At 70.8% G+C, this 22,870-nt stretch carries 17 protein-coding genes and 1 pseudogene; 6 read left to right on the forward strand and 12 right to left on the reverse strand.

The genetic code is table 11. From position 1 onward, the window contains the following. Positions 1-58: 58 nt before the first annotated feature. From AB0F68_RS07430 to AB0F68_RS07455, 6 genes are read right to left on the reverse strand one after another with little or no spacing between them, the layout of a single operon-like run. Positions 59-1,246 (reverse strand): mandelate racemase/muconate lactonizing enzyme family protein, encoded by a 1,188-nt coding sequence (locus AB0F68_RS07430; RefSeq protein ID WP_357333527.1) that lies wholly within the window; start codon positions 1,244-1,246, stop codon positions 59-61. Beyond that, positions 1,243-2,205, reverse strand: a complete 963-nt coding sequence (locus AB0F68_RS07435; RefSeq protein ID WP_357333529.1) for a glycoside hydrolase family 88 protein — start codon at positions 2,203-2,205, stop codon at positions 1,243-1,245. Before AB0F68_RS07435 ends, AB0F68_RS07430 begins: the two co-directional genes overlap by 4 nt. Then, positions 2,202-3,485: an extracellular solute-binding protein gene (locus AB0F68_RS07440; protein WP_357333531.1), complete on the reverse strand. Its 1,284-nt coding sequence runs from the start codon at positions 3,483-3,485 to the stop codon at positions 2,202-2,204. The genes AB0F68_RS07435 and AB0F68_RS07440 overlap by 4 nt, the downstream gene beginning before the upstream one ends. Positions 3,486-3,513: 28 nt before the next feature. Then, the gene (locus tag AB0F68_RS07445) at positions 3,514-4,359 is read right to left on the reverse strand and encodes a carbohydrate ABC transporter permease (protein ID WP_357333533.1); all 846 of its coding nucleotides are present in this window, start codon (positions 4,357-4,359) and stop codon (positions 3,514-3,516) included. Then, the gene (locus AB0F68_RS07450; protein ID WP_357333535.1) at positions 4,356-5,303 is read right to left on the reverse strand and encodes a sugar ABC transporter permease; all 948 of its coding nucleotides are present in this window, start codon (positions 5,301-5,303) and stop codon (positions 4,356-4,358) included. Before AB0F68_RS07450 ends, AB0F68_RS07445 begins: the two co-directional genes overlap by 4 nt. Next, entirely contained in the window at positions 5,300-6,106 is an 807-nt protein-coding gene (locus AB0F68_RS07455; protein ID WP_357333537.1) for an IclR family transcriptional regulator, read from the reverse strand. Before AB0F68_RS07455 ends, AB0F68_RS07450 begins: the two co-directional genes overlap by 4 nt. Before the next feature lie 115 nt (positions 6,107-6,221). Here AB0F68_RS07455 and AB0F68_RS07460 point away from each other — a divergent pair, with 115 nt between their 5' ends. Genes AB0F68_RS07460 through AB0F68_RS07480 form a run of 5 tightly spaced genes read left to right on the forward strand, consistent with a single transcriptional unit; the run spans position 6,222 to position 13,076 of the window. Beyond that, positions 6,222-9,479, forward strand: coding sequence for a hypothetical protein (locus AB0F68_RS07460; RefSeq protein ID WP_357333539.1), 3,258 nt, complete (start codon positions 6,222-6,224; stop codon positions 9,477-9,479). Continuing rightward, positions 9,479-10,639, forward strand: coding sequence for a mandelate racemase/muconate lactonizing enzyme family protein (locus AB0F68_RS07465; protein WP_357333541.1), 1,161 nt, complete (start codon positions 9,479-9,481; stop codon positions 10,637-10,639). The genes AB0F68_RS07460 and AB0F68_RS07465 overlap by 1 nt, the downstream gene beginning before the upstream one ends. Further along, positions 10,640-11,536 (forward strand): dihydrodipicolinate synthase family protein, encoded by an 897-nt coding sequence (locus AB0F68_RS07470; protein ID WP_357333543.1) that lies wholly within the window; start codon positions 10,640-10,642, stop codon positions 11,534-11,536. Continuing rightward, positions 11,533-12,255: an SDR family oxidoreductase gene (locus AB0F68_RS07475; RefSeq protein ID WP_357333545.1), complete on the forward strand. Its 723-nt coding sequence runs from the start codon at positions 11,533-11,535 to the stop codon at positions 12,253-12,255. Before AB0F68_RS07470 ends, AB0F68_RS07475 begins: the two co-directional genes overlap by 4 nt. Beyond that, complete coding sequence (locus AB0F68_RS07480; protein ID WP_357333547.1) at positions 12,246-13,076, forward strand: SMP-30/gluconolactonase/LRE family protein; 831 nt, start codon at positions 12,246-12,248, stop codon at positions 13,074-13,076. The genes AB0F68_RS07475 and AB0F68_RS07480 overlap by 10 nt, the downstream gene beginning before the upstream one ends. A gap of 323 nt (positions 13,077-13,399) precedes the next feature. Here the strand turns inward: AB0F68_RS07480 and AB0F68_RS07485 are convergent, their stop codons facing one another. From AB0F68_RS07485 to AB0F68_RS07510, 6 genes and pseudogenes are all read right to left on the reverse strand, one after another. Continuing rightward, positions 13,400-16,681, reverse strand: coding sequence for an NACHT domain-containing protein (locus AB0F68_RS07485; protein ID WP_357333549.1), 3,282 nt, complete (start codon positions 16,679-16,681; stop codon positions 13,400-13,402). A gap of 319 nt (positions 16,682-17,000) precedes the next feature. Further along, entirely contained in the window at positions 17,001-18,329 is a 1,329-nt protein-coding gene (locus AB0F68_RS07490) for a hypothetical protein (RefSeq protein WP_357333551.1), read from the reverse strand. A gap of 721 nt (positions 18,330-19,050) precedes the next feature. Next, positions 19,051-19,479 (reverse strand): endonuclease/exonuclease/phosphatase family protein, encoded by a 429-nt coding sequence (locus AB0F68_RS07495; RefSeq protein ID WP_357333553.1) that lies wholly within the window; start codon positions 19,477-19,479, stop codon positions 19,051-19,053. A 151-nt stretch (positions 19,480-19,630) separates the two neighbouring features. Next, positions 19,631-19,789: pseudogene (locus AB0F68_RS07500) on the reverse strand (enoyl-CoA hydratase/isomerase family protein); the annotation flags it as partial. Beyond that, complete coding sequence (locus tag AB0F68_RS07505; RefSeq protein WP_357333852.1) at positions 19,713-20,132, reverse strand: enoyl-CoA hydratase-related protein; 420 nt, start codon at positions 20,130-20,132, stop codon at positions 19,713-19,715. The gene AB0F68_RS07505 and the pseudogene AB0F68_RS07500, both read right to left, overlap by 77 nt. 329 nt (positions 20,133-20,461) lie before the next feature. Further along, positions 20,462-21,628 (reverse strand): low temperature requirement protein A, encoded by a 1,167-nt coding sequence (locus AB0F68_RS07510; RefSeq protein ID WP_357333555.1) that lies wholly within the window; start codon positions 21,626-21,628, stop codon positions 20,462-20,464. Between the two features lie 557 nt (positions 21,629-22,185). Between AB0F68_RS07510 and AB0F68_RS07515 the strand changes: the two genes are divergently transcribed. Then, positions 22,186-22,770, forward strand: a complete 585-nt coding sequence (locus AB0F68_RS07515; protein ID WP_357333557.1) for an isoprenylcysteine carboxylmethyltransferase family protein — start codon at positions 22,186-22,188, stop codon at positions 22,768-22,770. The last annotated feature ends 100 nt before the right edge of the window (positions 22,771-22,870 follow it).

Consider the following 22,870-nt stretch of genomic DNA (forward strand, 5'->3'; position numbering starts at 1 on the left):
GCGGGTGCGGTCGCCGGCTGTCGTCCGGATGCCGTCCCGGGTGGTGTCCGGCCCTTCGTCAGGTGCCCGCCAGGACCCGTACGACGCTCTCGTCGACCGTGATGCCGAGGCCGGCGCCGCTCGGCACGTCGCACCGCCCGCCGACCGGCGTCACCGCGTCCGGGGCGACGGCGGTGAGCGGGTTGGTGCCGATCCAGTGCTCGAGCACGGCGAAGTTCGGCATCGCGGCGGCGCACTGCACACTGGCGAACCAGTGCACGGCCGAGCCGATGCTGACGTGCGGGGTGGCCTGCGCGCCGAACGCGTCGGCGAGCGCGGCGATGCGCATCGTCTCGGTGATGCCACCGGCCCGGCACACGTCGGGCTGGAGCACCCGGAGCGCGCCGGCGCGGAGGAATTCCAGTGCCCGGTGCCGGGTGGCCAGCGAGTCCAGGGCGAGGGGGATGTCCAGGCGCCCGGCGAGGGTGGCGTACCCGTTGAGGTCCTCCGGCGGCAACGGCATCTCGAAGAACCCGACGCCGACCTCCTGAAGGGCGCGGCCGACCCGCAACGCCTGCGGCACCTCGTACTGGCCGGCGGCGTCGGCGAACACGGACGCCTGGTCGCCGAAGACCTCGCGGACGGTCTGGACGGAAGCGATGTCGTCCTCCGGCCGGGCGCCGATGGCCACCTTGACCGCGTCGTACCCCAGGTCGCGCAGCCGTTCCGCCTCCTGGCGCACCCTCCGCTGGCCCTCGGCGCCGGAGCCGGCCGGCGCGGCGGGTACGCCGGAGGCGTACAGCCGCAGCGTGCTGCGGTAGCGGCCGCCGAGCAGAGCGTGCAGGGGCTGGCCGAGGGTGCGGGCGAACGCGTCCCACAGGGCGATGTCGAGGCCGGCGAGGGCCTCCAACCAGAAGCCGCTGTCGTGACCGCGGACACGCATGCCGGTGTAGACGCGGTCCCAGGTGCGGCTGATCTCGTCGAGCCGGGAACCGACGGCGAGCGGTGCGATCAGGTCGTCCAGGATCGCTGCGGTGGCGCGGGCCCCGACGGGCGCTTTGGCCTCGCCCCAGCCGACCACCCCGTCGGAGGTCTCGACCCGCACCAGCACCGCGTCGATGGTCTCGCTGTAGACGTAGCGGCGGCGCTCCATCGGCGGGTACTCCACCAGGGCGCTGCCGTGGTCGGCGCTCCACGCGCGGGCGCCCCAGTACGTCTCGGCCGGCTTGGCGCGTACCGCGTAGCTGCGGACGTCGACGACCTTCATCCGTTCTCCTCAGTGGTGCGATCCAGGGCGGCATGCAGCAGCGGGGCCTGGCCCCACGGAAAGATGCCGAGGGCGCGATGGTGATAGTCCTGGGCGGCGCCGACGGGGGTCGCCTCGGACACGGCGAGCGCCCCGCCGGTGAGCCGGCGGACGGTGGCGTGCCAGGCACGGTCGGCCACCGCCCGGTGGGCGGGGTCGACCAGCCCGGCGTCGATCGCGCGCGGCACGACCCAGGCGAGGTAGGCGGAGGTGCTCGCCTCCACCGGGGCGTCCGGGTCGTCGACCACGGTTGACCACTCGCCGTCGCGCTCGTACGCGGCAAGCGCGTCGACCAGGCGGGCGAGCCGCTCGGCGAGCCCGTCGTCGGGGACGTGGACCAGGGTGTCGGCGAGGCCGAGCAGCGCCCACGCCTGCCCGCGCCCCCAGGCGACGCCGTTGCCGCGTTCGGCCCGCGCGTCGTAGCCGTGCTGGAACAGGCCGTGGGGCAGTTGCAGCGCGCGGGCGTACTCGGTGGCGTGAGTGACCGCCTCGTCCGGGTGACCCAGCGCGGCGAGGCCGGGCCCGTCCGTGTGCATGCAGTCCACCCAGACCGTCGACGACCAGGGTGGCAGGTCGGGGCGGTGCAGGCGGGGCCCGCCGGGGTGGGCCGGTCGGGCGTGCCGGACGGCGGCGAGCCAGCGGTGGCAGGCGTCCGTCACGTCGATGTCGGGTCGGCGGTCGCTGAGGGCGAGCAGCGCCTCGACCGCGATGAGGTGGTCGGTGGGGTCCGGCGGCGCGGTCAGCGACGGCGTGACGAGGTCGACCACCCGCCGGGTGAGGTCGGGCCGGTGCAGCGCGTCGGCGGCGCGGAGCAGGGCGGTGAGCGTACCGCCGACGCCGAAGCCCCAGATCCGCGGCGTGGTGGCGGCGGTCGCGTCCGCGATCGCCGCCACCAGCCGGGTGTCGTGCGCGGTGGTCACTTGATGAGGGCCTGCACCGCCCGGCCGGCCTCGCGCATCGCGTCCGCCGGCTTGCTCCTGCCCACCAGCACGGCCTGCACCTGCTCCGAGATGGCGGTCTCCATCTGGGCGTACTGGGGGTACTTCCAGAACGGGTTCGGGGTGGCGGTGGCGGTGATGCGCTCGCTGAACTGGGAGGTGAAGGCATCGGTCTTCACCTGCTCCGAGGCGAGCGCCTTCGTGGTGGTGGGCGGCAGGGACAGGTCCTTGAAGTAACCGAGGACGGTCTGCTCGTCGGACGTGAGCCACTTCGCGAAGTCGGTGGCGGTGTTGGCGCCGTCGCCCTCGACCACGACGACGGCGTGGCCCCACTGCACGGCCCGGGGCTTGTCACCGGAGTTCTTCACAGGGCGGGCGATCGGGTCGAGCTTGTCCGCGATGGACTTGTCGGGGGAGCCCTTGACGACGAAGTCGCGGCCGACGATGGCGTCGTCGTACATGGCGGCCTTGCCCTGGGCGAACAGGGTACGCGCGTCGACCCGCTCCACGTCCGGGGCGATCAGCTTCTCGTCGTACAGCTTCTTGTACCAGGTGACCGCCTCGATGCTGGCGTCGTCGCCGACGGTGACCTTGTCACCGTCCAGCAGCGGACTGCCGAAGGTCTGCATCCAGATGAGGATGTCCTTGAGCTGGGCGATCTTGGTGGACGCGGCGTACGGGATGACGCCCGTGCCCTTGAGCGCCCGCAGCGCGGTCTCGAAGTCGGCGATGGTGGTCGGGGCGGTGGTGATGCCGGCCTTCTGCATCAGGTCCCGGTTGGCGATCAGGCCGATGGCTGCGGTCGTCCAGGGCAGGCCGACCTGCTTGCCCTCGACCTGCCCGGAGCTGAGGGCGGCCTCCGTGTAGCCGGCGTCCTTGGCCACGTCGCCGAGGTCGCGGAGCTTGCCGAGCGCGGCGAGGCCGGCGAGCCAGGCGATGTCCATCTGCGCGGCGCCGGTGAACTGGCCGCCGCGCACCTGGAGCGTGAGCTGGTTGAGGTATGCGTTGTACGCCAGTGGCACGCCCTTGACGGTGACGCCCGCCTTGCTGCCGTACCCGCTCATCAACTGCTCGATCTTGGCCTTGGAGGCATTGTCGGCCAGGCTCCAGGACGCGAATGAGAAGTCGGTGGCGGACTTGGCCTTGTCCTTCTCGGGACCTTCGGCGCTCGGCGCGCAGGCGGCGACGCCACCCAGGCCGAGGGCGCCGACGCCGACTCCGACGAGGCGGAGCATGTCCCTGCGGGAAAGCTTGCTGTTCATTGCTGGACCTCCGGGACGGGTGGGTGAGCTATCCCTTGATGGCGCCGGCGGTGATGCCGCCGACCAGGAAACGTTGGAGCGCGATGAACGCGACCACGACGGGCAGCGACGCGAGCAGCGACGCGGCCATGAGTTCGGCCCACTGCGCGGTCGCCTCACCGAGGAACGCGTTGACCAGGCCGGGCGGCAGCGTCGTCTTCTCGCGTCCGGCCAGAGTGAGGGCGAAGATGAAGTCGTTCCAGCCGCGCACGAACGCGAACAGTCCGGCCGCGATGAGGCCGGGTGCCGACAGCGGCAGGATGATCGAGTGGATGGTGCGCAGCCGGGACGCGCCGTCGACGCGGGCGGCCTCGACGAGGGTGTCGGGGATGGTGTCGAAGAAGCCCTTGAGCATCCAGACGCAGAGCGGCAGCGTGAACGTGGTGAACGACAGCACCAGCGCGGTGTAGGTGTCGAGCAGGTGGTAGGCGCTGAACAACGCGTACAGGGTGACCAGCAGCAGCGCCTGGGGGAACATCTGCGAGGACAGCACCAAGTACATCAGGCTGCGCCGGCCGCGGAAGCGGAACTTGGAGAAGGCGTAGCCCATGTACGCGGAGACGATGACGCTCAGCACCGCGGTGACGACGGAGACGATCAGGCTGTTGACCAGGTAGCGGACCAGGTCGGGTTCGTCGGCGAGGCGGGCGAAGTTGTCCAGGGTGAGCTCGGTGGGGAAGAACGACGGCGGGTAGCGGAAGGTGTGCTGGGCCGGGGTGAACGCGGTGGCGAGCATCCAGTACACCGGCAGCAGCCCGAAGCCGCCGAGGATGACGACGGCGGTCCACGCCGCGGCGCGGGAACCGCGGCTCTCCCGTGCGGAGCGCTTGCTCACAGCTGTCCCTCCCGCTCGGACCGACGGACGTAGATCGCGACCATGGCGAGCAGCAGCACCATCCAGAGCAGCCCGAGCGCGCCGGCGCGGCCGAGGTCGAAGCCCTGGAAGGCGGTCTCGTAGACCGCGGTGGCGAACGTTTCGGTGGCCCCGGCCGGGCCGCCGCCGGTCATCACGTAGATCAGGTCGAAGTGCTGGAAGTTCCAGATCAGTTCCAGCAGCAGGACGATGCCGATGATGCCGCGCAGGTGCGGCAGGGTGACGGCGAAGAACCGCTGTATCGCGCCGGCGCCGTCGGTCTCGGCCGCCTCGTGCAGCTCGACGGGTACGGTCTGCAGTCCGGCGAGGAGCATCACCATGATCCATGGGAAGCTGGCCCAGGTCTTGGCGACGATGACCGCGGTCATCGCGGTGCCCGGCTTGGCCAGCCAGGCCTGCGGGGCGTCGATCAGCCCGAGCGCCTCCAGCGCGCCGTTGGCGAGGCCGTAGTTCGCGTTGAAGATCCACATCCACAAGAACGACACGACGACGCTGGGCACCAGCCACGGGATGAGCAGCAGGCCGCGCAGCGTGGCGCGGCCGCGGATGCGGGTGTTCAGGGCGAGCGCGAGAGCCAGGCCGACGAGGAACGGTGCGATGGTGGCGCCGACGGTGAAGACCAGGGTCTGCCGCAGCAGCCGCCAGAAGTCGCCGCCGAGCAGGTCGGTGATGTTCTGCATGCCCACGAACGTGCGGCCGGGCTCGACCAGGCTCTGCTCGAAGAACGCGGTGACCAGCGAGGTGACCAGCGGGTAGAGAACGATCGCGGCGAGCATCGCCAGGGCGGGCAGCATGAGCAGCGCGGCGAACGCGCCGTCGCCGAGCCCCCGCGGCGGCCGGTCGCCGGCCGGCGGGGACGTCGGCACGCGGTCGGTGGTCCCGGGACGGGCGGTCTCGGTGCTCATCGCACGGCCTGCAGACGGGTCGGGACGCGGTCGGCGGGGCCGAGGTAGCCCAGGCCGGTGCTGATGGCGTCGGCGGCTTCGATGACCATTCGGGACAACTCGGCCTCCCGGGTGTCCAGGGCGATCGCGGAGAGCGGTCCGGAGACCGACAGCGCGGCGCAGACGGCGCCGGTGCGGTCGAGGATCGGGGAAGCGATGCAGGCGCGGCCCAGCGCCAGCTCCTCGACCTCGGTGGCGTAGCGGCGTTGGGCGGCCCGGGCGACGGCTTCGTCCAGGGCGGCGTGGTCGGTGATGGTGGACGGGGTGTACGCGGGCAGGTCGGGCAGGAGCGTCCGGCGCTGTTCCGGGTCGGTGCCGATGAGCAGGCACTTGCCGATCCCCGTGGCGTGCAGCGGGTTGTGCTGACCGATGAGGACGAACGACCTCGGGGCGAGGGTGCCCTCGAAGTTGCACAGGTAGAACAGTGTCGCGCCGGTGCGGATGGCCACGTTGGCGCCGAGGCCGAGCTCGGCGGCGAGGTTCTGCGCCCGCTGGCGGGCCTCGCGGTGCACCGGGTGGCTGTTGAGGGCCACGCCGGCCATCGTGATGAGCGCGGGGCCGAGCTGGTAGAGGCCGCTGACCTGGTCGCGTTGCACGAGATCGCAGGCCTCCAGTGTGGCCAGCAGGCGGGACGCGGTCGACTGGCCGAGGCCGGCGTGACGGGCGACATCGGAGACCCGCAGCGCGGGCTGGCCGGCGAGGAAGGCGTTCAGCACGGCGGTCGCCTTCTCGACGCTCTGGTTGGTGCCCTGATCACTCGCCATCCGGCATCTCCTTCTGGACGTCCCATCCATCGCTGTGTCAGAGTGGCCCCCATGCTGCATCATGTCAACCGCCCGTTGCATACGAGTTGCAGATACGTGTTGCTGGGGTGCCTTTATGACATCTGAGTATGCATCGCTGACCATCGAACCCTTCAACCGCACGGTCGAACTCGACGGTCACGGCCACCCGCAGGGCCGGCACCTGCTCGGCGCGCCGGTGGCGGCGATGACCGGCAATCACGCCGTCCGCACCGCGGTGCGCCTGCCCGAGCCGCGGCACGGCGCCGACGTCAGCACCGCCGAACTGCGGGTCCACGCGGACGCCGCGCAGTGGTACGCGGTCCGCCTGCGGGTCCGCACCGGCGTGCGGTACCTGTCGGTGCTCCGGCACGCCGACGGCTGCGACGAGCTGCTCAGCGACGACATCTGCGCCTTCGACTTCGACCGGTGGCTGCCCGTCGAGGTCACCGTCGCCGACGCCCGGATCACCGTCACCGTCGACGGGCGCATCGCGGCGACGGCCACCGATCCCGAGCCGTTGGACGGGGGCGGCGTCGGGATCGGGGCCACCGCGACCGTGGCCGGCTTCGGCCCGGTCGAGGTGGTCGACCTCGGTCCCCGCGCGACACCCGGCCCGGGACGTCCGGCCACCGAGGTCGACCCGGCCGCCGCGCTGGTCGAGCCGTACACCGCCGTGGAGGGCGCCGCCCACCGTCTCGAGGTCAGCGCCGTACGCGGGGACGACGGCCGCTCCGGATACGCCGCGCAGCTGCTGATCCGCGGCGAGCACGGCTGGGAACGCGCCGGCGAGCCGCTCGGTGAGCGATGGCTGGTGCTGTCCGGCGACGGCGGCAGCCGACGCGATCCCCAGCGCACCCTCGACGCGCACCTCGTGTGGTTCGACGCGGTCGAGCCGCTCGGCGCGGACGCGCTGCGCCTGCGCGGCGGTGGCGAGCTGTTCACCCTCACCGCCACCTGGCGGCTGGCCGGACCGCGCCCCCTGGTCGAGATCGCGCTGACCCCGCTGGTCGACGGCCGGTTCGTGGTCGCCTACCGGGCATTCGCGGCGATGCCCGAGGACGACGTCGGCGAGGTGCTGTGCGGCCCGCTGCGGCACGCCCGGATGGTCGGGGGGCCGGCGTCGGTGGGCCGCGACGAGCTGTTCGCCCCGATGTGCCTGGTGCAACGCGGCCCCGTCACCACCGGCCTGTTCGCCCCCGCCGCCGAGCTGCCGTTCGAGTACGAGTCGGCTCGTGGCGACGACGACCAGCCGTTCGGGATGAGCCTGCGCACCCCCGACGGCCGGGTCCAGCCCACCCTCTACGCCCCGCAGTACGGGCGGCGGGCCGACCTGCGCGCCGGCGAGCCGTACCGGTTCACCATCGGCGTGTACGCCGCCCGCACCGGGCTGTACGACGCCTACCGCGACCTGCTGCGCGGCGAGTACGGCTACACCGCGTACCGGCGCAACATCCACGCCTCGCTCACCGACACCGTGCACCACCTCATTGACCTGATGAAGGCCGGACCGGCCGGCGACGACCGGGTCGACTACCAGGGCTCGCCGAGCGGCTGGTGGAGCCGCGCCAAGGGGTTCATCGACATCGAGAACAACCAGGCCGTCCGAGCCACCACCACGTCCGTGCTGCTCGGCGCGTACCAGCTCACCGGCGACGACGAGCTGTACGAGACGCGCGCCCTGCCCACCATCGAGTTCCACCTGTCCCGCAACGGCTACGGCTGGACCCCGCGCGAGGACGCCACCGTCTACGGCGACCCGACGAAGAACTCGCTCGGCGGGACCCCGTTCGGCGCCCCCGCGCTCGCCCCGCTGCACACGCTGTCCCGCGGCACGCTCACCGCCGCGCGGGACCTGGCGCTGTCCGCTCTGGACGCTCAGGACTACTGGCTCAAGCGCAGCCCGATGAGCGCCCCGCTGGCCGCGTACCGGATGACCCGGGACGTGAAGCTGCGGCGGCAGGCCGAGGAGGCCGCCGACCGGTACGTCGCCGACGAGCTCGACCAGCCGTACGGCGGCGAGGCCGATCCGCACGACTTCGCGATCTACTACTGCCGCGCCTGGCTGGACCTGCTCGAGTTGTACGAGGAGACGGGTGGGCGCCGCTACCTGGACGCCGCGTACGCCGAGGCGAAGCGGTTCGTGACCATGGTCTTCGCCCGACCGGTGCCGGACGCCACCGTGACCGTGCCGCAGCGGCCGCTCTTCGTCGACCGGCAGATCGAACTCACCGGGTGGTGGGACCCGGCCGCTCTGTACCCGTACCCGGCGACCGATGTGCCCGACGAGGAGGTGCCGGCCTGGCAGGTGTCACCGACCGGGCTGAGCATCGAGGCGGTGAACACGTACCGGTTCAACGGGTTCACCCTCAACCCGGCGTGGGCGCCGTTCCTGCTCCGGCTCGCCGCGCACACCGGCGACGACCTGCTGCGCGACGTGGCGCACAACGCGCTGGTGGGCCGGTTCACGAACTACCCCGGCTACTACTACCGGCAGTTCACCGTGCATCACCTGCGCCCGGACTTCCCCTACACCGGGCCGTTCGGGAACACCACCATCTACTACCACCACGCGCCGGCCCAGCTCGGTATGGCCATCGACTACCTGATCGCCGAGCACGAGACCCGCTCCGGCGGCGCGATCCGCTTCCCGGCCGAGCTCGAGCAGAACTACGTCTGGTTCGCCTACCGCGTCTACGGTCACGCACCCGGCCGCTTCCACGGCGAGGACGGCGTGTGGCTGTGGCTGCCCAAGGGCCTGGTGCGGCTGGACTCGGAGCAGGTCAACTGGATCGCCGCCGAGGGCGGGGACCGACTGTGTCTCAGCCTCACCAACGCCGCCCCGACCGCGACCACCGTGACCGTGACGCTCGACGCGGCGCGGGTGCCGATGCGCCCCGGTGTGCCGTACCGGGCGACGGTGATCCGTGACGGTGGCGCCGCGGAGCAGGCGAGCATGGTGGACCACCGGCTCACCGTCGACGTCTCCGGGCACGGCATCACCGCGGTCGTCCTCCACGGCGTGGGCCCCCTCGACGTACCGCTGCACCGCGCCGCCGCCCCGGTCGGCGCGCACCACTTCGGCGACGGCCCGGTCGGTCCGGTGCGGGGGATCCTCATTCCCAAGCCGGACGGCCGTCGCTACCACGCCTACGTGCAGGCGGTCAGCCACGAGCCGGCGACCCTGCACTGGTCGCTCGACGACGGTGCCACCTGGCAGCGGGCCGAACGCACGGTGCTCCCGAACGAGTGGACGGTGCCGGTGGATGACCTGTCCGCCGCGTTCAGCTACGTCGTGCAGGTCGGCGACCGGCGGTCCGAGCCGGTACGGCTGGCCTGCGGAAAGGAGGCGTGATGCGGGTCCGTGAGGTGCACACCCATGTGCTGAAGGTGCGCGCCGACGAGGCGTACCTGGGGCTGAAGCGAGACGGCAGCAGCATCGGTGGCGGCTACGAGGTCCGCGAGCCGTGGCGCAGCCTGTACTCGTCACGGTACGAGACGTTGCTGGTGGAGGTCGTCGCCGACGACGGCACCACGGGATGGGGCGAGGCCCTGGCGCCGGTGGCGCCCGAGGTGCCGGCCGCGATCGTCGACCTGCTGCTCTCGCCGGTGCTGGTCGGGATGGACGCCACCGCCCCCCGTCCGGCCTGGTACCGGCTGCGTGACCTGATGCGCGAGCGCGGGCACCTGGTGGGCCACCAGGCCGACGCGCTCGCCGCCGTCGACATCGCGCTGTGGGACCTCGCCGGCCGGCTGACCGGGCTCGGTGTCGCCCAGCTGCTCGGTGGTGCGTTCCGGAGTCGCCTGCCCACGTACGTCTCCGGGCTGCCCCGGTCGACCGACCCGCAACGGGCGGCGCTGGCCCGGGACTGGGCCGACCGGGGCGCGACGGCGGTCAAGCTGCACCTCGGCCACGGCGTCGCCGCCGACCTCGCCACCGTCGACGCCGTCCGCGACGCCGCCCCCGACCTGCGGGTAGCGGTGGACGGGCACTGGGCGTACGGCCTGGATGAGGCCGTCGCGCTGGCCCGAGGGCTCGCCGAGCGGGGTGCCTGGTTCCTCGAGGCGCCCCTGGCACCGGAGGACATCGCTGGACACGCCGAGCTGGCCGCCCGCGGCACGCTGCCGGTCGCGGTGGGCGAGGCGCTGCGCAACCGGTACGAGTTCGCGCAGTGGCTGGACGCCCGGGCGATGCGAATCGCCCAGCCGGACGTGGCCCGCACCGGGATCACCGAGGCGATGGCGATCGCCGAGCTGTGCGCCGCCCGGCACGTACCCGTCGCGCCACACCACTCGGTCGGCATGGGGGTCTCCCTCGCCGCCGGCCTGCACGTCGCCGCGGCGGTCGCCGACCTCGCCGCGTTCGAATATCAGCCGACCTCCACCGAGGTCGGATCCCGCATCCTCACCGGTCCGGTGCCCGTGCACCCGGCCGCGTTCGACCTGCCCGCGGGACCCGGTCTCGGCGTCGACGTCGACGCCGAGACGGTTCGCGCCCTGGCCAAGGAGTCCTGAGTGCCTCACACCGTGCACGGCCTCGTGCCGATCCTCGCCACCCCGTTCGGGCCCGACGGCGCCCTCGACCTGCCCAGCCTGCGCCGCCTCACCGAGTTCCAGCTCGCCAGCGGCGTCACCGGCGTCGCCGTCTTCGGCATGGCCAGCGAAGGCTTCGCGCTCACCACCGAGGAGCGGACCCGGATCCTCGACACCGTCACCGAGGTCGTCGCCGGCGCGGTCCCGGTCGTCGCCGGGATCAACGGCACGTCGACGGTGAACGCGATCGAACAGGCCGGCGTCGCGGTGGCCGGCGGCGCGTCCGCGCTGATGGTGCTTCCCCCGTTCATGGTGAAGCCGACCCCCGACCAACTGCTCACCTTCTACGGCGACGTGGCCACCACCGCCGGGGTGGAGGTCATGGTCCAGGACGCGCCCGGCGCCACCGGCGTCACCATGCCGCCCGCCCTCATCGCCGAACTCGGCAAGCTCGACGGCGTCACCTCCGTCAAGGTGGAGTCGCCGCCGACCGCGCCCAAGGTGGCCGCGGTGGTCGCCGCCCGCGCCGACGACCGGTTCGCCGTGCTCGGCGGCCAGAACGCCCAGTTCTGCCTGGAGGAGTACGCCCGCGGAGCGATCGGCACCATGCCCGCCTGCGAGTTCCCCGACCTGCTCGGCCCGGTGCTCGCGGACTGGCAGGCCGGGAGGCGGGCCGATGCCCGCGCCGGGTTCGCCCGACTGCTGCCGCTGATCCTGTTCGGCCTCCAGCAGGGCATCGCCTGGGCGGTTCACAAAGAGGTGCTGGTGCGGCGTGGCCTCATCGCCGACGCCACCGTGCGCTCGCCGGCCCGCCCGCTCGACTCGGCCAGCCGCGACTCGCTCAACACGATCCTCGCGGACCTCGGACTCGCCCGGTGAGCGGACGCGGCGTCCTCGTCGTCGGCGCCTCCTCGCCGATCGGCACCGCGATCGCCCGCGCCTTCACCGCGTCCGGCGATCGCGTCGTGGGCGTCTCCCTCGAGCAGCACAGCGACCCGGCCTTCGTCAGCGAGCTGGTGGCCGACTGCGCCGACCCGGAGGCCGCGACCGGTGCCGTCGCCGAGGCCCACCGCACCCTCGGCCGGCTCGACGTGGTGGTGCCCGCCGCCGCGGTCATGCCCGTCGCCGCGGCGGCCCAGACCACCGACGCGCAGTGGCGGGCGGCCCTCGACGCGACCCTCGGCTCGATGTTCTACGTCGTCCGCGCGGCCCTGCCACTGTTGCCTCGCGGCGGCGCGGTCGTCGCCGTCAGCTCGGTCAACGCCACCCTCGCCGCGCCCGGCCTGCCCGGCTACGCGGCGGCGAAGGCGGGCGTGGAGGGACTCGTCCGTCAGCTCGCCCTCGAGTACGGTCCCGCCGGCCTCCGCGTCAACGCGGTCGCCCCCGGCATGATCGGGAACGCGGACCTGCCCTCGGTCACTGAAGGTTACCCACTGCGGCGGGTCGGCCGACCCGAGGACGTGGCCGCCGCCGTGTCGTTCCTCGCCTCGCCGGCGGCCGACTTCATCACCGGCGTCGTCCTGCCCGTCGACGGCGGCCTCTCCATCGCCTCACCGGCGGCGTGGCTCCGCCCTGACCTGAGAGCAAGATGGCTGTGACACCGGACTGGTCGGTGCTGGGCGACCTGCGCTGTGAGCTGGGGGAGTGCCCGGTCTGGGACGAGCCATCCGCCCGCCTGCACCTGGTGGACATCCACGCCCGACGGCTCTGGACGCTCGATCCCGCCACCGGCGCCGCGTCCGCCGCGACGTGTGGCCGGGCGGTCACCGCCCTGGTGCCGCGGGCCGACGGGGGATGGCTCGGCGTCTCCGGGCGGGACATTGGCACCCTCGATCCCGGCGACGGGGCCTTTCAACCGCTGCTGTGCCTACCCGGGCCGCCGGAGCTGGCACTGAACGACGCGGTGTGCGGACGCGACGGCAACCTCTACGTCGGATCGATCGACCGGACCCGGGCCGAACGCGCGGCCCTGTACCGGGTGGAGGGCGATCTGAACCACCGCATCCTCGCCGGGCGGGTGGGCGCGTCCAACGGCGTCGACACCAGCCCGGACGGGCGCCTCCTCTACCACGCTGACAGCTTCGCCGACACGGTCACCGCCTACGGGCAGCACGGCCGACCCGTTTACGCCGTGCGGGTTGCGCACCCCGACGGGATTGCCGTCGACGCAGACGGCGGAGTCTGGGTGGCCTCATGGGGATCTGGCACGCTGTTCCGCTATACGCCGGACCTCGCTCCGGACCGCGCGCTGTGCGTGCCCGCGCCGCTGGTCACGAACGTGTCGTTCGGCGGTCCTGGCTATCGGTGGATGTTCGTCACGACCGCCCGGTCGGACGGTGCCGAGCTGTCCGGAGCCGTGCTCACCGCGGACGTCGGCGTAGCCGGTCTTCCGCCCGCCCGCTTCGCCGTCCAGCGCTGAAGCCGGCTGCGGTCGCCTGTGAGCCGGTTGGCCGCTGCCGGGGGGAGCGGGTCGGGAGCCTCGGGATGCGGTGAGCCGACTCGCGTCTTTGCTGCCTGGGACCCGTCGCGGCCATCGGCGATAAGCGTGTGCCGCGCAGGGAACGACCACAGCATCACGATGCTGGGGTTGATGCCTGCGCGAGGTGGCCCGCATGGTTGTCCGAGCTTCCCGAAGGCGTGCTGATAGCCGTTCGGGCCAGCCAATGTCGCGCCCGCTTGCCACCGGGCCGACTGCTGCTGCCGCCAGCTGCGGAGTAGCGCGCCGCCCGCAATTTCGTCTGACTACTTCCGCCAGGCGGGGGCCATCCGCTCGGACATCTCCCGCCAGAACGTCCGCAGATCCTGCCGGTTGACCGCCTGCCAGTCCGCCCGCCCGGGCGACCGGAGCGAGCGCCCGACGAGGTCGATTTGGTGGGCGCAGAAGGCCTCGTCCATCTGGTACGGCAGCTCGTCTCCCTTCGGCGGCAGCGGGCACAGCCGGAACGGGCAATCGTCGATGCAGGTGGCGCCCGGCTGTACGTCGTGGGCTTGGCGGCGGCTCAGGTTGACCCGCATGGCGGTGCGGTCGATGGTGAGGCACGGGGGCAGCTCGGCCCGGCTGGCACGGGTGAGCCGGCGCGCCCGCTGATCGTTGTCCCGTCCCCGGTCGGCGAGGTTGAGCAGCAGCATCACGTCGGCCAGCAGCCGTTGAGCCCGCGGTTCCAGGACGGCCCAGCCGTGCCACGGCGGCAGCCAGGACGCCTGGTGCCGGCGGACGCCCGGCTGAGGGCTGACCGACCCGATCCGCCCGACGATCTCCCGCTCGTCCAGCCAGCAGTGCCGCTCGGGATGGCGGTCGATGAGCGCCTCGACGCACAGGTCCGCGACCTCGAGGACGAGGGGGTGGGCCGTACCGCTGCCGGGCTGCGGGGCGCGGAGCCCGCCCCCGGCGATGGAGGTCCAGAAGCCCACCAGGCCGCGCGGGTCCGAACCGTGACCCCGCTCGCGCAACGCTTCGCCTGGGTCGCGGGGGAGAGCGAGCAGGGTGAGCGCCTGGATGAGCACCAGGTGGGAGTACCAGAACCGGGAGTGCCGCAGCGCCTTCTCGGCTTCCTCGATCAGCACGCTGCGGTGCGCCGGGTACGTGCGACAGTTGGCCGCCATCCGGAACCCCTGTGCCAGGGTGATCTCGTAGACGCGGGCCCCCTCCCTGAAGTCGGAGGCCAGGCGGTCGACCCAGCGGCGCAGGGTATCCCGGGCCACGCCCTGCCAGTCCGGTTCGTCGGGGGTGTGGGCGGCGTCGGTGAAGAGGAACAGGGGCGGGGCGAGCCAGGTGCGCAGTTCCTCCAGGCGCTCCCGGCCCTGGGTGTCGGCCGCCTCCGGCGGCTGGTCGAGCACGTCGCGCAATGCGCGGACCGCGGCGTTGCCGCCGCTGGCGATCTGGCGGGCCGCGGTCAGCCGGGGAAGGTACGACGTCTCGTGCGCCATCATCTGGAACAGCTGCCGGTACTGCGGTGTGGGCGGCTGTCCCCGGGATCCGGTGGGTTCCGGGGGCCGGTCCCGTAGTTGCCGGGCAGCGTCGCCGTACCGGTGCACCAGGGCGACCTTGGCGTCCTCGAGCGGGCGGTCGGTGACCGAGCCGTCTCCCTGGTAGTTCGGCCAGGCGCCGAGGATCGCGTCCGCCAGTTGCCGGTGCGCAGTGTGTCCGCTGGCGGCGTCCATCTCCAGCGCGGCCGCGAACAGCTCCAGGGCTCGGGTGCGGTTGCGTGTCCCGGTCGCCGCGGCACACAGCCGGTGGACGACAGCAATGGACCGGTCCCGGGTGGTCCTCGTTTCGCGGGCGCTCGGCGACGGTCCCACCCTCAGCCGGAGGGCATTGCGGAGCCATAGCAGGGTTCCGTGCGCCACCGGTGGCGTGCAGCGCCCGTCCAGCCGCTCGAATGCGCCCGCGCTGCGGGTGTAGAGGGTGAGCGCGGCGAGCAGCTCCCGTCCTGGGCCGTGGTTCTCGGTGAACGCCTGCTCCAGGAAGTCGTCGTCGCGCAGGGCCGCGGGGAGGTAGCGCGAGCCGAGGTACGCCTGGACCACCCCATTTTGGAAACGCACCCCGTCCTGCCGCTTCACCACGATGTTCAGCTCCTCCCCGGTGGTCTCGGCGAGCCCGAGGTCCTGCGGGTTGTCGGCACTGAGCTTGTGCAGCCGGGCCCGGAGCTCGGCCAGAATCCACCGCCGGGCAGCGTCCTTCACGCCGTCGGCGCTCATGAGATCGGTGGTACGCACCGACAGCCGGTTGTCGCGCAACCCGATGCAGGCAAGCGCGGAGAGCACCTCGAGCGCGTCGGTCCGTTCGGTCTGCGGCATGCCGTAGTCCTCGTACAGATCCCCGGCGACGATGGCCGCCCACCACTCCTCCAGCAACGACCAACGCAGGGCGGATCTGCCCAGATCCGTCGGCCCGACCTGGTCCAGGCGGTCCACCTCGTGCAGCTGGCTGATGACCCGCAGGTAGAACGGTGAGTCGGCGACGTCGGCGGCCTTGACCAGCTCGGTGATCCGCTCCCACTGCTGGCCAGCGTCCGAACGGTGGCTGCCGGTCTGCACGTACTCCAACGCGGCACCGGTGGAGAGCGGCTCCAGTTGCAGCAGCAGCGCGTCCAACCCGCGCAGCGGATCGTCAGGCCGCGAGGCGACCACCAGGGGGAGCCGCTCACGGACCGCGCCCCGCACCGCCTCACGGAGCACACTGTCCCGATCGGCGGGCTGGCCGGATTCGGCGAGCACCTCCTCCAGGCCATCGGCCAGCACCACGATCCGGTTCTCCAGCCACAGCCGCCGCCACACCTTGTCGGCCTCGCCTGCGGCGTGCAACTGGCTGTCGATGGTCTTTTGGAACTGTTCTAGGGCGAGCTGATGGAAGTTCAGCTTCGCCGGGTCCGTGACGGTGCGCAGGTCGATCCCGACCGGCACGACGTCGCTGGCCATCAACATCTCCGCGAGGCGCACCAGGGTCGCGGTCTTGCCAGTGCCGATGCCGCCCACCAGCAGCAGCGGCCGCCGGCGGTGCTCGTCGCGGAGCCGCTGGACAATCAGCTCGCACAGTTCGTCCCGACCCACGACGTAGCTCGCTTTGCTGTCGCGTTCGGCGGTGGGAAGCACCATCCGAAGATTGCGCAGCGCGTGGCGGTCGTACCAGCGACGGACCGGGACGTATCGCCAGAACAGGAAGACCGCGAGGCCCAGCGCCAGGATGAGCGGCCCCTTGACGAAGCCCTCCACCTGCCCGCAGTAGTACGACCTCGGCTGGTCCCCAGCACACCACTTCGACATCCGTAGGAAACCGGGCTCGCTGTTGAGGACCGCCAGAACCAGGGAGAAGACGGTCCACACCACGAGCGCCCCGGCGGTGGCGATGATCCCCCACCGCAGCCCGCGGTGGTGCCGCCAGCTCATCCGGTGGTCGGGCCGCTGGTCCGTGTGTCGGCGGCGGTTCCGCTCGGCCTGCCGTTCCCGTCGGGTACGCCACCTGCGCCGGCGCTGGCGTATCCACAACTGGGCCGCCCAGACCGGACCACGTTTCGGCCCGCGCATGGACACCCCCATGATCCACATGGCTGGTACCGGCCAGAGTCAGTGAGCCCCCTCCAGGCCCACGCTAGTGCTCGTTCCGGGGCTATTGCCTGGTTCCGGTAAATCCCGCGCCAGTCGGCGCACTGGCCCCGCGCAGTCCGTGGCGGCTTGAACGCGGGGCGTCCATGAGCACCAGGTAGCAGTCGCGCGAGGGGCGCTCCCGAATCCGATCCGCGTGCGGGCCGCCGAACAGCTCCGGGGCGTTCCGGGCGGTAGGGTGCGCCGCCGCCTGGGCGGCGCACCCTCGCTGGTACCGCAGGGCGGTGCCGTGGTCGTGTCGTCAGGTACCGAGGTCCCGGAGGAAAACGTCGTTCGCGCTATTGGTGTCGTTGGGCACCAGGTTGGTCGCCACTCCGCTGAAGAAGATGAGTCTGCCGTTGGCGCTGATCGACGGGCCGCCGGTCTGGCTGTTGCCCTGGGTTCCGGCGGTGGAGACGCTGACGCGGGTGGTGGTGCCGGCTACGCGATCCCGCAGGTAGACGTCCCACAGGTACCCGTTGGTGTCGCCGGCTACCAGGTTTGTTGCTCCCGAGTCGAAGACGACGTAGCGGCCGTCCGCGCTGATCGCCGAGTTATAGCTGTCCATGTTCGCTTGGGCGCCGCCGGTCGCGACACTGATCCTCGTCGTGGTGGCGGCGACGCGGTCTCGGAGGAAGATGTCGTAGCGGCCGTTGGTGTCGCCGGCCACCAGGTTGGTGGCGTACGAGTAGTAGGAGACGTAGCGGCCGTTAGCGCTGATCGCGGGGTGGTAGCTGTCGCTGTTCGCTTCGGCGCCGTTGGTGGCGTAGCTCAACGCGCTGGTGGTGGCGGTGGCGAGGTCGCGGACGAAGATCTCAGATCCGTTGTAGGTGAACGGCGTCGTCATGTTGAACGCCGTCGAGGTGAACGCGACGTAGCGGCCATCGGGGGTGATGGCCGGCTGGCGGCTCTCCCCATAGGTGTCGCCGCCCGTGGTGGAGACGCTGATCCGGGTCGTGGTCGCGGCGACACGGTCCCACAGCATGATGTCCGGCGACCAGTTCTCGTCGCCCGGTACCAGGTTCGTCGCCCACGAGGTGTACGCGACGTAGCGTCCGTCGCCGCTGATCGTCGGCTCGTAGCTGGGGTAGTCGCCCTCGGCGCCGGCGGTGGAGACGCTGATCCGGGTGGTGGTTCCGGCGACGCGGTCGCGGAGGAAGACGTCGTCGGAGAAGTTGGTGTCGCCCGGCACGAGGTTGTCGGCGTCCGATACGAAGGCGACGTAGCGGCCGTCGGCGCTGATGACCGGGTCGGTGCTGTTGACGGTGTATTGGGCGCCGGTCGACTGGGCGCCGCCGGTCGCGACGCTGACCCGTTCGGTGGTGCCGGTGGCCCGGTCACGGACGAAGATGTCCGAGCGGCCGTTGGTGTCGCCGGGGACCAGGTTGGTGGCCTCCGACGCGAAGGCCACCCAGCGCCCGTCGGGGCTGATCCCGCGGCCTCCGCTGTGGCCGTTGCCCTGCGTCCCGCTGCTGGAGACGCTGACCCGGGTGGTGGTGGGCGCGGTGGCGGCCGCGGGGACGGCGTGGATTCCCACGAACGTCACAGTGGTGGTCGTCAGGATGGTGAGCCCGATGCGTAGATTCCTCATGTCGGCTCCAAGGAACAAATTCCGATGTTCAAGGGGCATGCTCTCGCCCTCTTTCGTCCACCACGAAGCTGCCGTTGGTCTGGTTGTCCGTGGTCTTGTGCTTGAGCGTCGGCTTCGACATCTGGTGCAGGATTTTGGCCTGGCGTTCACAGATGTCGAGTGTTCGGCGCACGCGTAGTAGCGATTGTCGGTGGCGTGGTTGCCGTCCAATCGCTATTCTTTCCGGGCCTAGTGCCCGGACGCAGGTCAGGGTGGTCCTGCTATCGGCGCGGGTCAAGGCCCATCTGACACAAAAAAAGAGGAACGACAGTCGGAGTCAGCATCTGGCACAACGCCGTTTTCGGTCACGCGGCGGGAGAGCCAGCAAACCCCTTGCCCTGCAACGGGTCCGCCGGCCTTCCCGCTGCCAAAGCGGCTGTTCCAGCAACTCGGTCACGTGACTTTCGAGCACCAATGCCGATTAGCGGATCTGTTGCGGCTGGAGGGCGAAGCGACGGATTCCCATATAGCCGGACTTGCCTTATGAAATCATCATGTCGCACCGCGCGAGCAATAGTTCATGGTGCGCAGCTGTCCACGGAACACCCGCTCCGCCGGGCAACAAGACATCTGGGCCCCCTGACTGAGCGCGGCGGGGGCCGCGGCTCCGCCCCGAACCCGGTCGACCTCAGCGGACCCCACGGCCCTTGCCCAACCGCTGTTAGCGAGTTGTCGGTGGTGCTCAGGCGTGGAAGCGAGCGATGACGGGGGCGTGGTCAGGGACCGTGGCGGGACGTCGCGTGTCGGTGCATTCGGTGATCGAGCCGATGTCGTCGACGAGGTTGTCGACGCTGGCGACTCGTAGGCGCAGGTCGCGGGAGACGAGGATGTGGTCGATGAGCTCGCCTCGTCCTTGATAGATCCGTGAGTACGCCCGCCCCGTCGGCAGGAGCGGGCCGAGGTTGTACAGCCGGACGGGATCTCCCTTGTCGGGCCGGTCGATATCTCCGTCGCTGGGGCCGATGAGCAGGGTGGTGGTGACGGCGTCGGGTCCGTCGTTGAGGTCCCCGCAGAGGATGGTGGGTACGCCGGGTTCGCCGTCGGTGGCGGACGCGGTCATGACCTTGTTGAGCTGGACGCGGACGGCGACGGCTTCCGCGGCCCGCCGCACCAGGGCGTAACCAGCGCCGCTGGCTCGCTCGTCTTCGTTCTTCGGGTAGCAGCGGTCCCCGGGATAGGTCAGCAGCTTTCACTTGAGGTGGCAGGTGAGCAGCCGCAGGCCGCTTCGTGGCCTGTATCGCCGCCGTGGGAAAGGACGCGATCCTTCGGGCCAGCCCGGCCACGAACTCATCGAGATCGGCGTCAGGCAGTGCCCGGTTAATCCACCCATACCGCTCTGCGAGATCAGCGTCCGCGTCCTGCGCGCCGAGGATCACCTCCATGGCCCGCCCCCGGCCGAGCAGGCGCGCCAGATGCTGCACGCACCCACCCGCGGGTGCCACGCCAAACCCGCACTCGGGCTGGCCGAGCAGCGCGTTCCCGCGCCGCGAAGCACATGTCGCACGCGAGCACGAACTCGCTGCCCGCTCCCCGCGCCCGTCCTCGCAGCTTCGCGATCGTGACGACCGGCACCTCGCTCAGCTTGCGTAGCACCATGCTGAGAAAGGCGTCCTGCGGACCCCCGCCCTCCTTGGCCGCTTCTGCCGAGTACTCGGCGACGTTGGTCAGATCGACGTGAGCGATGAAGAAGTCCGGGTCGGCGCTGTCGAAGACGACTACCCGCACCTCGGTGGTCTTGGCCGGCCGGCCGAGCAGCGTGACCAGGTCCCGTACCCCTCATCTGGGATGACCTGGCTTGCCGAAGGTCTAGCGGACTGGTCGATTTTGATGGGGATGGTGGCCGCAATGCCCGTCGGCGTAGCTCGGCTCGGTTGGCGCGGTAGCTGTAGGCCTTGTCCGCCAAGACCCGGTCGGGTGCTCATAAGAGTGCGCTTAATCAAGCCTCGAGCCGAGCTGAAACCTCTTTGATCACGAGTATGCGGCCTGTGATCACTAGTCGGCCAGGATCTGCGTGAGAGGGCGGCCGAGAAGGGTGGCCACGTCGACGATCTCCTGGGCGGCGAGTTCGTACTTTGCGGCGATTTGCTCGTGTGTCAGATCTGCGGCATGGGTTGCTCGGGTTCGCGGCCACGGGCGCGCCAGGCGTCGGAGACGGCGATTCCGGCCAGTACGACAGCGACGGCGGCGCCCGCGACCAGCGGTGGCAGGTGCCAGATGGCCGGGATCAGGAGGCCAAGGGCGAGCAGGCCGGCCAGTCGCGACCGGGAGATCCGACCGAAGACCTGGAGCTCGAAGGGTGCCCGCCCCAGGAGGAACAGCGCGGGCCCGCCGAGCATGACGACAAGCCACTGCGGTTCCGGCCGGGCGAGTGGCTCGACGATGAACAGCTCGAAGCCGACACCAGCGAGGAAGACACCCGTGATCATGAGCAGGTGACTCCCGGCGACCGCCAGGGACTCGCGGACCGGGTTCCGGGCGCGGGCGATGGCCAGGGGCAGGATCGATCCGGCCCGGTAGAAATAGACCCGCCAGAGCAGCACGATGCTGACGAACGCTAGCCCGAACGCGGTCGCGTGCGGGATGCCGAAGCTGCTGTTGCTGAGGGCCCTGCCGGATACGAAGATCGCCTCACCCAACGTGATCAAGAAGAACTGCTGCAACCGCTCGGCCAGGTGTTCACCCGCGATCCGCCCGCCGGCCCATCCTTGAAAGCCGAACACATACCCTCCGTAGTCGACGGCCAGTGCGACGGTCCAGAGCAGGCCGCGCACAGGCACGTCGTCCACGGCCGCGCCGGCGATCCACAGCACCGCGCCCACGACGATCGCGAGCACCACCGGCGCATTAACCCACAGACGGAAGACCAGCAGGACCAGCGGGCGGGCTACCCGGGCCGCCACGTAGGCGCCGACAAAGACAAAAAGCCGCCCCTCAGGCCCCTGCAACGCTGCGACGGCCATCAGTACGGCGCAGGCCGATTCGATGTACACAATGATCTGGACCGGCGGCGATTCCGGGTGAAGTCGGCTGGTCAAGGCGGCCGCCGCGGCCCACAGCAACCAGAGCGCCAGGAACATCAGGAGGGTCGTGGCAGCCTCGCTGACCATCATCTGGTTCCCGCTGCGGAAGTCTTTGATCAGCCGCAAGCTCACCTGATTGAGCGCGAACACGAAGACGAGATCGAAGAACAGCTCCAGAAAGCTTGCCCGCTGCCATCGCGCTTCTTCGCGCACGAGCCGCTCGCCGCCCGGCTCACCCATCCGTCACCGGCCGGGCGTGAACGTTCGCGGAAGTCACCGATGTTCCCTCTCGTATGAGTGATCACCACACTCAACGAGCCACGAACGACGGAAACCACTCCACCACGAGCCCTACTTCGAGATCTGAACATGTGATTAGAGCTGCTCGAACGGCGCCTTATGCCTGTTCGGTCGTGCCACCTGCACACAGTCAGGATCGAGCTCGTGCAGTGGCCACCCGATCATCCGGCCGGCATGACGGCGGCCGATTTTGCCTGACCGGTCTGGCCGAACACGAATCGTGGCCGGCTTCATCCTGCTCGGACTCCGGCCGTTGCACCTCGCGCCGCCTCCGCGATATGACCGACGGGTCTCGATGAGCATGAGCATCGGCACCGCGTCAGCCGCACACAAGCGACGCGCCCGACATTGGAGGTGAGCGGCTATCGCCGGGTAGCCGGGAGCGCGGTCCGCGGCATGAGAGTGCGGTCTTCCCGCACCGGCCGAACGGGTCGCGTACGCCCGCTGTCGCGGGGGTGTGTATGGCCGCACCTCGGGAACCAGGCGATAATCCCCGTGTGCTCGCGCCGTATGGAGAACACTCCGCCTGGGCTCGCATCGTCCTAGCCGCGAGCGTCGGCGCCTTCGTGGTGGGCGAGGTTTCGCGGGCGCTCCGCGTACGGCACGGCGCGGCCCGTATCAATCTGCGTGCGGAGATGCTGTTCCGGGCGATGTTCTTCGGTGGAATCCTGCTGCTACCTGCCGGACGAGCGGTCACACCCGGCGCCACGATCGGCGGCCCGTGGCTGTTCGCGCTCGGGGTGGTGATCGGGTGGCTCGGCCTGCTGCTGCGTTGGTGGGCCTTCGTGACCTTAGGGAAATACTTCACCGTAGTAGTGACGACCAGTGAAGACCAGCCCGTCGTGGATAGCGGTCCGTACCGGGTGCTGCGGCACCCGAGTTACACGGGCCTGCTGCTCGCCGTCGCCGGGTGCGGCCTGATGTTCGGGAACTGGGTCGGCACTGCCGGTGCGGTGGTCGTAATCTCGATCGCCCTCATCTATCGACTTCGGATCGAGGAGCGTGCCCTGATTGCGGAGCTTGGCAACCGCTACCGAGACTTTGCAGCAAGCCGTGCTCGCCTAATTCCCCACGTCTGGTGACTTCCGGAGTCGGTCGCAAACAACCTCGCAATATCAACTCTACTTAACACGGCGGGACGACGCTCTCTCTCATCGGCACGAGCGATCGGCTGACTTGTCG

This window comes from Micromonospora sp. NPDC023966, assembly GCF_040639095.1.
GTDB lineage: Bacteria > Actinomycetota > Actinomycetes > Mycobacteriales > Micromonosporaceae > Micromonospora.